This window comes from Pedobacter psychrophilus (assembly GCF_001652725.1).
GTDB classification, from domain to species: Bacteria; Bacteroidota; Bacteroidia; order Sphingobacteriales; family Sphingobacteriaceae; genus Pseudopedobacter; species Pseudopedobacter psychrophilus.
Genome location: NZ_LWHJ01000029.1, coordinates 328,666 through 340,477, shown reverse-complemented (window position 1 = coordinate 340,477; position 11,812 = coordinate 328,666). Strand labels below are relative to the sequence as shown.

Below are 11,812 nucleotides of genomic sequence, written 5' to 3'. Positions count from 1 at the left end.
TGAGCGTATTTTAGACTATGTGATTAAAGTAGCAAGCGGAGAAATAGAAGTAAGCGCAGTAAGACATGGTCAAGATGATTTTATCCCTTGGAAAAGAGGCGTTTCATTGTAAAAAATTGAATTAATAAAAAGCATTCAATCATATATCAAAAAAAATTATCTGATTGCTAATTAAGCAAATATTAATTGTTTACAAAAAATAATCAATTAAAGAAATGTATAGATTTATTAAGACATAATCTTCTATAAAGAAAAGATTAAATTTTCTTTAAAATCTGTAAATTTCACTATCTTTAAAATAACATTTTAAGCTAAAATCTATCAAAATAAAAGTGAGTACTTGGTGAGTACCTGATTTTTTAGTTATAAAAACTTGATTTACAGCGTTTAAAAGCATAGGTTCGGTTTCCCTACGGGCTACACAAAACAGTATCAAAATTAACTAAAAGCCTGCAAATCATAAGTTTGCAGGCTTTTTTGTTGATATCAAAATGCTAAAATATGCATCAATTCGCAATACAAAAGTGCGTGATTCGGTGCGTAGACGAAGCATGAAACCTTACGCACCGAATTTATCGTAATCAACTGTTAAAGAACATGTTCAATAGATGAACATCTTGAATTACTCTTTTTGTAATGCTATTTTTGTTTAACTTTTTAATGGTTACATTATGAAAACTAATTTTAGCTTAATCTTCTACATTAGAAGGCAAAAAAACTATGTCTCTGGACCAGTTCCTATTTATTTGCGTATCACAGTGAATGGCAAACGATCTGAATTATCAACTGGACGAGATTGTCTTCCCGAGGAATGGAGTAGTGGTTTAGGACGTGGGCATGGGAAAAAAGAAAGAATCAAAACACTTAATTCCTATCTTGATACTCTCCAGCAAAAAGTGAAAGTTACCCACAACGAACTTTTAGGAAATGGAAAAGTGATAACTTCTAAAGCAATAAGCGATCGTTTTTCAGGAAAAGATGAAAAATTGAAACAGCTGTTGCAACTTTTTACTGAACACAATGACAAAATGAAAGCCCTAATAGGAAATGGATTTCAGTTAAATACATTAAAAGGCTATCAAACTTCTAAAAAGCACATTACCGGATTTTTGCGAGTTCAATATCAATTAGAAGATATTGACATAAAAATGTTAGATCAAGCTTTTATTGAAAACTTTGAATTTTACTTAAAGACAGAATGCGGCTGTAGTGCTGTATCTGCAGCAAAATATATCAAACATTTAAAGAAGATTGTAAATCATTGCGTTGCGAATAAATGGTTAATAAGTAATCCTTTTTGTAATTATAAATCAATAGTTAAGGCTAAGGAACGCACTTTTCTTACTAAAGATGAATTGGTACGTATATTAGCAAAAGAGTTTAAGATAGAAAGACTACAGCAAGTTAAAGATGTTTTTGTTTTCTGCTGCTATACAGGTCTTTCTTATGCAGATGTAAAAAAACTTAAAAGAGATGAAATTGCCACTGGAGTTGATGGAGACAAATGGATATTTACCAGTAGACAGAAGACGTCCACTTCTTCACGAATACCTTTGTTAGAGGTGCCTTTAAAGATAATTGAAGATTACAAAGATAATTCTTGTTGTGAGGTAAAAAACCTGTTGCTACCTGTTTTGAGTAATCAAAAGATGAACGCTTATTTAAAAGAAATAGCCGATCTCTGTGGAATTATTAAACATTTAACTTTTCATTTAGCTCGTCATACTTTTGCAACCACTGTTACTTTATCTAATGGCGTACCTATTGAAACGGTTAGTAAAATGCTTGGACACACTGATTTAAAAACGACCCAACATTATGCTAAGATTTTGGATATTAAAGTAAGTAATGATATGGCAAAATTAAAGAGAAAGCTTTCCTTTGGTTAATGGAAGAAAAGCCTCGTTTTTTTAATAGCGAGGCTTTTTGAATTGTTTAAATTACAAAATTAGCGGTCTTCCAAAAAAGTGGATTAAACAGAATAATTATTTTAGAGTGGGAATCTAAACTTATCTATATTTTCCTATAGAATATTGATGTATAATTATTTAAAATTTCCTAATTAGTCCATTTGTACTGTAATTTTACGAATCAAAGCATGCAATAAAAGCTTATGATTTTTCGATAGATTCATATAACAATCCAAACTATTTTATCGGTTTTATAGGTTTTAGTCTATTAATATAATAGATGAATATTGTTATTAAGTCTTATTGATGTGCCCTTATTATGGCATTCTTAATAGTATGAGATTTTTTCTTTATTTTTTTCTATGAAACACAAACCTTTAAATGCATTTAATTAATTTAAAGCAGTTCTCTCGTTATTAGATAGCAAGGATTTATTTAGCTTATTTTTCTGAAATCTCTTTCTTTACATTTAATTGTTTTTGAAAATTGGAAGGTGTAGTTCCAAATTCTTTTTTGAATGCTGCCGAAAAATAGGAGTGAGAAGAAATACCAACCCTGTACATTACTTCGTTAACCGAAACATCTTCGTGAATCATAATATCCATCGCCTTTTTCAAACGAATGGTTCTTACAAATTCATTACTACTTTGGCCTGTAATATCTTTAATTTTTTTATATAATTTGGTTTTACTAACACCTATCTCGTTTATTAAATAGTCAATATTTAATTCTGGATCTTCTAACTTATCTTCAATTGCTTTTAAAATTTGATCCATAAATTTTTTGTCTTTGGCATTATTGACTAAATCTCTTGCTTCTACTTGATAATCTTTTAAATAGCGTTCTTTAATTTTTTGTTGTTGTTTAAGCTGATTTCTAATCGTTAAGATCAAAAGTTCTGTATTAACTGGTTTGCTAAAATAATAGTCGGCACCAGATTCTGCTCCTTGAATTCTTGACTCTATGGCGTCTTTTGCAGTTAGTAAAATAAAAGGAATGTGGCTTGTTTCGAAATCATTTTTAATAGTGTTACAAAATGTTATTCCATCCATTACAGGCATCATCACATCGCTAATAATTAAAATAGGAGATTCATTTTTGGCTTTTAATAACCCTTTTTCTCCATCCTCAGCTTCTATTATATCGTATTCACTTTCTAAAATCTCTCTAAAATATCCTCTTATCTCCTCATTATCCTCAACAAGTAAAATACGAGGCTTATTATTGTCGGTTTTATGGTGGTTGTTTATTGAGCCATTTGTATGACCGATAGTATTAAATGCTTCTTTAAAATTGACACTCTCTAATGTAGCTTGATGCAGATGAATTTCTGGCGACCAAATCTCATCTTTATCGTAGTCGTCCTGGCTACAAGGAATATTTATGATAATTTGTGTGCCTTTGTCAATTTCGCTGTATACAGCTATATTGCTTTTATGTAATAAAACTAAACTTCTTACAAAAGCTAAACCTATTCCAGTTCCTAAATGAGTGTCTGAGACTCTGTAATACGCCTCAAATAAGTGATTTAGATCACTTTCTGCCATTCCAATACCAGTATCAGTAATAATTATATTCAAGTATTCCTTTCCTTTAAACTCGCTCTCCTTTTTAATAAAGCTGTCAAATTTTGGTTTAAAATTATCGAGAGTCGATTTCACTTCAACATTAATTTCGCCATGTTCTTGTGAGTACTTGAATGAATTGTTTAAAAGATTTAATAAAATTTTTTCGCACACTTGCCTATCAAACCAAATTTCTGATAGATCATCTTGATTGACCTTAAAATCTATATTCCTTTGTAAAGCATATTGCTTAAAGTCTTCTGTAACCTCATTTAAAAATGGAGAAAAATTACCCTTCATTACCTTAAGTTTTAATACTCCCGATTCAACTTTTCTAAAATCCATTAGCTCACTAACTAGCTGTAATAACCTATTGGCATTTCTATTAATGGTTAAGTAATATTTGGAAAAAGCAGAATTGCTATTTAACTTAAATATTTGCTCTACAGTACCTATAATAAGTGATAAAGGTGTACGAAACTCGTGAGAAATGTTAGTGAAAAATTGTAATTGAAACTGATGCAGTTTTTCTTTATTTTCTTCATGAATGATTCTTAGTTCCTGCTTTCTTTTTAGATATAATAGTACAAATATTGAGGCTCCAACAAGCATTACAATAAACAGTTTAAACCACCAAGTAAGGTAAAATGGAGGAACAACAACAAGTTTCATTGATGTAGGCTTGGTGTTCCATAATCCATCAGGACTACTTGCTTTTACATAAAAAGTATACTCACCAGGATCTAAATTGGTATAAGTTGCTTTACGTTCTTTGTTAACGTAATTCCAATCTTCGTCAAATCCCTCTAACTTATAGGCATAATTAGTTTTTTTTGGGGTTATGTAATTTAAAGCTGCAAATTCAAAAGATATAATAGATTGATCATAATTAATTGATATTGCTTCATCCTCTTCTATGTATTTATTTACGGTAGTTTTATTAGGCCCTTTATTTATGCTCTTGTTAAAAATAGTAAAATCTGTAATGTAAATAGGGAAGCTAAACTTTGGGTTTCTAATTTTTTCAGGATAAAATTTGTTAAAGCCATCTAACCCTCCAAAAAACATTTCACCTTTATTAGTTATCATTGCTCCTTTAGGACTAAACTCTAATCCTAAAAGACCATCTTCTGGCCCAAAATGTTTAATAAATTTAGTATCAGGATGATATTGAATTAAGCCATTATTAGTGCCCATCCATAAGTTACCTTTTCTATCTTCAATTATTGATTGTATAATTTCATTAACAAGGGTGGGATGATTAGAGAATAAATTAAATTTTTTTGTTTGATAGTTAAATAGGTACAAACCTTTTTTCCCTACCCATAGCCTTTCCTTACTATCATTAAAAATTGTTCTTACTGGATCAGATATTTCTTCGTTTTTTTTATCGAAAAAATGAGTGAATTTGGTGCGCTGTTTATTTAAACAATTAAGCCCTCCATCAACAGTACTAAACCACAAATTACCCTTTTTATCTTCATTAATACTTGTAACAAAAATTCCATTGAATTGAGAATTTTTATCGGGAGAATATAAGATTCTTTTAAATTTTTCTGATTTAGGATCAAAAGTATTAATACCAGAGTAAAAAGTAGCAACCCAAATCAAGCCGCTTTTATCTTGATAAGAATCATAAATATAATTTGATGTTATAGCATTTAGATTCTTAGAATCGGTTTTATATTTAGTAAAATCTTTAGAAGTCGAGTTATATTTATTTAATCCACCTCCCCATGTGCTTATCCAGATTTGATTGTTCTTATCTTTCATGAAAGATAATATAGCATCAGAACCTATGCTTTTTGGGTTCTTTGGCGAATGTCTAAACTGAGTGAATTTACCTAAAAGGTCATTATATACATTTATTCCTCCACCATCTGTTCCAACCCAAATTTCATTATTAGAAATTTCTATAAATGCCTTAACATCACTATATGTTAGGGCACCTTCTCCAACCCCTTTAGTGTAGATTTTAAAATTAGCTAGTTTTGGCGAATAAACATTAATTTTTCCATGAAAGGTTCCAATCCAAATATTTTCTTGATTATCTTCTAAAATTGAAGAGGCTGTTTTACTAGAAAAAGAATATGGGTTTTTTAAATCATTCTCGTATCTTAAAAATGTATTTGAATTTGAAGGTTTAATATTTACGCCTCCATTTTCTGTACCTATCCATATATTATTGTTTTTATCGCAAATGATACTTTTGATTTCGTTGCTGGATAGAGATAAAGTATTTCCATTTTCTTTAGAAAAATTCTTTAAGCTTCCATCCTTATAATTCAAAACATATACACCGTTTCCAAATGTACCTATCCAGATGTTTCTTTGTAAGTCTTCAATGATTACAGTTATATCAAGTCCTTTTAAGTTTGATAATAATTTATCTTTTTCACCAAACGATTGATAATTTTGCTTTTTGGTGTTGAATTTTAAAATACCAGCCTCTGGTGTCCCTATTAATAAATTACCATCAAAATCTTGGTAGATGCAATTGTGTGAATTTTCATACCTAAAGCCAGAGGTGTAATTTTTATTGCTAAACCTCTCAAAATTATTGGTTGCTTTATTGTATTTGTTTAATCCATAATCGGTACCAACCCATACAACTCCTTTTCTATCTAGAAATAAACTGATTATATTATTACTATTTATGCTCGTTTTTGATTGATTATCAATTTTGAATCTTAAAAATTCGTCTGTTTTTCTGTTATAAATGTTTAAACCATTAGTAGTACCAACCCATATACGTTGCTCATTATCTTCAATAATTTGGGTAACGTTATTACTACTTAAACTGTTAGGATCATTTAATAAATTTTTATAAACTTTTATAGTATATCCATCATAAACATTTAAACCATCACCACTTCCAAACCATATGTATCCTTTGCTATCTTGGAAAATACTGACTACTGTACTATTTGATATGCCTTGTTCCCTAGTTAAGAAATTGAACTTAATTTTATCTATTTGTGCAAATGTTTCTAATTGGGAAAATAACATCAAGAAACTGATGGTTATTAAAAATCTTAAAATGATTTTTTTTGAATAAAACATTTATAGGGTAAGATAATGGGTTTGTGCTAAATTAATATTTTTTGATTGTTATTTCAAAAGATTAAAATAATTATTGCCCTATTAGCTTCTAAAGGATTATTTTCAAATTTGAATAAATTATTTTTGATTTTCTAAATACAATATTTTTAATTTTAACTTGCCTGCTACTAAAAATTAAATTATTACAAGTAGTTTACCACATTTAATTAATTCGTGTTTAGAATGAATAGAATTATAAATACATTATTTAATTTTTTAAATTAGCATACTCCTTTTATTCAAATTGATTGTTATTAATATAAAAGAACAAAAATATAATGTCAGAAAGGTTTGATAAACTACTTTCCCTTTATTTGGAAGACAATTTTTCTCACAAAGATTATAATGATTTATTTGCATTTATTAGCAGTAATCTATATGATGAACAATTGTTGCAAAAAATAGATGAGAGCTTTAAAAATGTAATGTTTGACGACCAAGTTAATTATACTTTAAAACCTAAAAATACAGTTTCAGAATCTTTATTTTAGATTTGTTTGCTATATAAATATTGGATTATTATTCAATATTAGTAGTTCAGGATTTCTCTTCCAAATATTTCCTTTTTTTAGAATTTCCTTAGTTTATTAGCCATACCTAATTTATAGGCTGAATTTTATATAGATTTCAACTTCTTTTTAGTTAAACTCTAGTTACTACTAAAGTATATTTCCATTCCGTTTTTGAATTTGCCAAATGTATCTTTTTCTAATGATATCAATTAAGTCATAAATTCAAATTTACACTTCCATAGTTGAGGCAAAATTTAAATTACTTAAGTTTTAAATATTGTTTCTAAATAATGATTTGATTTCCATTTTAAAATGATGCGATTTATTACCAAAAATTGATTCTTCAATTAATAATTGGTTCTATATTAGTTGTTTTCATAAATTAAAATTTATTTAAGTAATTCATAAACAGGTTATTAAATTTTTATATTAAATATTTTTAAAGACTTTAAAATGTTTTCTATTTGTCAAGATGTTGACTAAAATAATCTATTTAAGTGAAATAAAAACCTATTTCAGCACAAGAAATGATGATTTAAGCACAAGCGATTTAGGCTAAAACGGTTCATTTGTATCGTTAACCAATTTTATAAACTCTTTATAAACCTTCTTTAATTAAAAAAGTTTTGTCGTTCCTTTTGCGCAAATTTTATTTAGTTTTTAAGGTTTTGAGGCAAACCTAAATTTAATGTGTAAAATTCAAAACAATTTAGAAGAATCTAAACAATTAGAATTGCTGATAGCTGGAAGCGAAAAAGCCTTTACGTTTTTCTATGAAAGATATCAGTCTAGAATTTTTAAGGTGGCTTTTAAGTATCTTAAAGATGATGAATTGGCTCATGAGGTTGTACAAGATGCATTTTTAAAACTTTGGACTTGTAAAGCTGGTTTACAACTAAAAAAACCAGTAGAATCATGGCTTTACACTGTATCTAAAAACGATATTTTAAATAGAATTAAAAGACAAGCTACCTTATGGAGAGTCATGAACGAAATTAAAATTACTCATTCGTTTGAAGATAACTCTCTACAGGACAAATTAGTAGAAGCCGATTATAGTTTATTACTAAGCAATACCTTAAAATCTTTATCAAACAAACAGCTAGAGGTTTTTAAGTTAGCTAGGTATGAAGATATGACCTATTTGCAAATAGCAACAAAATTAAATATATCTCCATTAACTGTCAAAACTCATATGTCTAAAGCTTTATGCTTTATCCGGTCTAATTTTATTGCCAATAAAATTATGCCTGTAAAAATAAAATATCAAACCACTATATAAATCTTAACATTTAAAGCATAATTTTATTAAACCAAGTAAATTTTAAACCAAATTATTAACCATTAAACCAAAAAGATATGAATAAAGAAATACATCCCTGAGCAAATTTATATAATCGCACTTCGATTATTTATTTATAAATAATATTAAACCAGTTAAAAAAATAAACCAATAAATTTATGAGATTCAAACAAAAACTGTTTGTCACTGCAATAGCCAAAATTAAAATGGTGGTTATGCAGACTTTCTTTCTGTTGTTTTTAATTAATTTTGCAAAAGCAGATAACAGACTGAATTTTAGTGAGAGCTACAGGAGTAGTAACACAAAAAATATCAAAAATTTAAACCTTTCTAAATTAGTTTACCAACCTAAAGGTACAGCTGATATTACCGTTACAGGAACAATTGTTGATGAGTTTGGGTTAAGTATTCCAGGTGTGAATGTCTCTGAAAAGAATACTAAAAACGTTACGAGTACAGATGTAAACGGAAAGTTTTCCATTAGAGTAAAAGATGAAAACGCTATTCTTTTAATTAGTAGCGTTGGTTTTAGCGCTAAAGAAATAAGGGTAGGAACGCAAAATGTTTTTAAAATTACGCTTAGTTCTTCAATAAATGAGTTGCAAGATGTTGTTGTTGTTGGTTATGGAACTCAATCAAAACCAACAGTTACAGGGTCTGTTTCTACAATTACCACTAAACAATTAACGCAATCTCCAGTAGCTAACATCAGTAATTCATTAGTAGGTAGATTGCCAGGATTATTTGCCACACAAACCAGTGGCGAGCCAGGTGCAGATGGTTCGAGATTAAGAATTAGAGGGGTTGGAACATTTAATGGAGATGCAGATCCCTTAGTTTTAGTAGATGGTATACAGGTAGAAAACTTTAACAACATAGATCCTAATGAAATTGAATCACTTTCCATTTTAAAAGATGCTTCTTCAACAGCGGTTTATGGAATAAGAGGCGCCAATGGTGTAATCATTATTACTACAAAACGTGGTGTTTCTGGAAAGCCTCAAATTAATTACACATTTAATTATGCTTCTAATTCATTTACAGATTTGAGGAAATCTATGAATTCATTTGACTATGCCTCGTCATGGAACAAAGGAATAGAATTAGATAGATACGTAACTCAATCAAACACTCCGTTAAGATTTACTCCAGAAGAATTAGAAAAATATAGAACCGGGTCCGATCCAGTATTTTTTCCAAATACAGACTGGTATGATTTGATGTTAAGAAATTCATCTGGACAATCACAACATAACGTAAACGTAAGAGGTGGGCAAGATAAAGTGAAGTATTTTATTTCAGCTGGCTTTTTTGATCAAAGTGGGTTATTTACAGATTTCACATATCTTACTCAAAAATTTGATGCAAATAATAATTTTAAACGTTACAACTTTAGATCTAATTTTAATTTTGATGTTTCTAAAGATTTAAAAATTTCTTTAGATGTTTCTGCCCAAACAGAAAACAGAAAATTAAATAATAGTCAAGGTGGTACTAGCCGGACCATTGGGGACATCGGAAGGGCTGCACCATTAAGTGGGCCTGGCATTGTAGATGGTAAAATAGTTGAAATTGGACAAGGTCAAAATAATCCTTTGGTTGCTTTTCTTACTAATGCTGGTTCTGGGGGTATTAGAAGAGAATATCGTAATAACTTAAACGGAACTATCAAAGCAGATTATTTATTAAATAGAATTACCAAAGGGTTAGGTGTACATGGCGAAGTTTCTTTACAAACATTTAATAGCCAATCTATTACTAACACTATTACTACGCCAACATTTAGAGCGCAAGAAATACCAGGTGGATATGTATTGCAACCATTGGCAGAGGCAACTACCTTCCAATTTCTAACAAGCGGAGGTAATAGAAGAAGTACATTTGGAAAGTTAAGCATTGATTATAATAGATCTTTTGGAAATCATAATGTAACAGGTTTATTGCTTTACGATCAACAAAAGAATTATAATGCACCAAATCTTCAATTTTCAGAAATTCCTCGTGGATACCAAAGTGCTGTAGCCAGAACAACTTATAATTATAAAAGAAAATATCTTGCTGAGTTTAATGGAGCATATAATGGAACCGAAAATTTTGCTCCTGGTAAAAGATTTGGGTTTTTTCCGGCAGGTTCTATAGGTTGGATTCCAAGTGAAGAGTCTTTTTTTAAGAAAAACAAATATATCTCTTTTCTAAAGTTTAGAGCATCATATGGCGTAGTCGGGAATGATCAGATTGGTGGAAATAGATTTTTATTTAGACCAACTTCTTACTCAGACGTAGGTAATACTTACCGTTTTGGTGCAGGGTCTGCGGTAGGGACTTATGTAGGTTTTCCTGGCGTGAGAGAGGGGATTTCAGGTAATCCAAATATTACTTGGGAAAGAGCAAATAAGGCAAATTTAGCCGTAGAAACTTATTTAATAGATGAAAAGATAAAAATTGTAGCAGAGCTTTTTAGCGAAAACAGAAATAGTATTCTAGCTCAGCCTCAAACGTTTTTAAACTTTAGTGGCTTTAGACAGCCTCCTGCCAATTTAGGTAGAATGAGTAATAAAGGTTTTGAATTAGATGCGTCATTTAATGATAGAATTGGTGATAATTTTGATTATAGAATTTCAGGTAACTTTAGTTTTGCAAGAAATAAGGTTTTGTTTAGAGACGAAGTAAACAATCCACTTACACCTTATAGATTAACAACCGGACAGAGGTTAGGTCAATTTTATGGCTTAGTGGCCGATGGATTATTTAATACTTGGGACGAAGTTAACGACGCAAATAGGCCAGTTTACGAAAACAGACCAAGAATACAGCCCGGAGATATTAGATACAAAGATATAAATGGAGATGGTGTAATTAATGCAGATGATAATGTGCCTATTGGCTATTCTACTACTCCAGAAAAAACCTATGGTTTTACTTTGTTTTCAAGATATAAATCTTTAGATATCTCTGTGCTTTTTCAAGGCGTGGGTAATGTATCTATTGCATATACAGGCTTCCAACGTAGTTTTGGATGGACAAGTGCTGTACCACAAGGTACTGCAGATTATTTAATAGAGAGCTGGACACCAGAAAGATTTGCACAAGGCTTACCAATCAACTTCCCTCGTTTAAGCGCTGGTACATCAAATAGTCCAAATAATCCAAGTTTTGGAAACTCAAGCTATTTTATTGCAGACGCTTCTTACTTAAGGTTAAAAAATGTGGAGCTAGGTTATACTCTAAATCCAAAACTTGTAAAAAGATTAGGTTTATCTAGTATGAGGTTCTTTTTTACTGCAAATAATTTATTCACTTGGTCTAGCGTGTTTCAAGGTATAGATCCAGAGAATAATATCACAAGACCTGATTCAAACGAAGAGCCTTATCCTTTAACAAGAACAATAAACGCAGGTATTAACGTGAATTTTTAATTTA

Annotated in this window: 6 protein-coding genes; 5 read left to right on the top strand and 1 reads right to left on the bottom strand. The window is 29.8% G+C overall.

The window, feature by feature from the left end; genetic code table 11:
* Positions 1 to 112 (top strand): UxaA family hydrolase (locus A5893_RS17720; protein WP_157687562.1); only part of this gene is annotated, 112 nt, incomplete at its 5' end.
* Between the two features lie 559 nt (positions 113 to 671).
* Positions 672 to 1,889 (top strand): site-specific integrase, encoded by a 1,218-nt coding sequence (locus tag A5893_RS13665; protein WP_068823136.1) that lies wholly within the window; start codon positions 672 to 674, stop codon positions 1,887 to 1,889.
* Between the two features lie 461 nt (positions 1,890 to 2,350).
* On the opposite strand, the gene A5893_RS13660 is transcribed toward A5893_RS13665, so the two are convergent.
* Entirely contained in the window at positions 2,351 to 6,538 is a 4,188-nt protein-coding gene (locus A5893_RS13660; RefSeq protein ID WP_082911445.1) for a hybrid sensor histidine kinase/response regulator transcription factor, read from the bottom strand.
* Between the two features lie 317 nt (positions 6,539 to 6,855).
* Between A5893_RS13660 and A5893_RS13655 the strand changes: the two genes are divergently transcribed.
* From A5893_RS13655 to A5893_RS13645, 3 genes are all read left to right on the top strand, one after another.
* Positions 6,856 to 7,068: a hypothetical protein gene (locus A5893_RS13655; RefSeq protein ID WP_068823135.1), complete on the top strand. Its 213-nt coding sequence runs from the start codon at positions 6,856 to 6,858 to the stop codon at positions 7,066 to 7,068.
* Between the two features lie 709 nt (positions 7,069 to 7,777).
* Positions 7,778 to 8,371, top strand: coding sequence for an RNA polymerase sigma factor (locus A5893_RS13650; protein WP_068823134.1), 594 nt, complete (start codon positions 7,778 to 7,780; stop codon positions 8,369 to 8,371).
* 179 nt (positions 8,372 to 8,550) lie between these two features.
* Positions 8,551 to 11,808, top strand: coding sequence for a SusC/RagA family TonB-linked outer membrane protein (locus tag A5893_RS13645; protein ID WP_068823133.1), 3,258 nt, complete (start codon positions 8,551 to 8,553; stop codon positions 11,806 to 11,808).
* Positions 11,809 to 11,812: the final 4 nt, after the last annotated feature.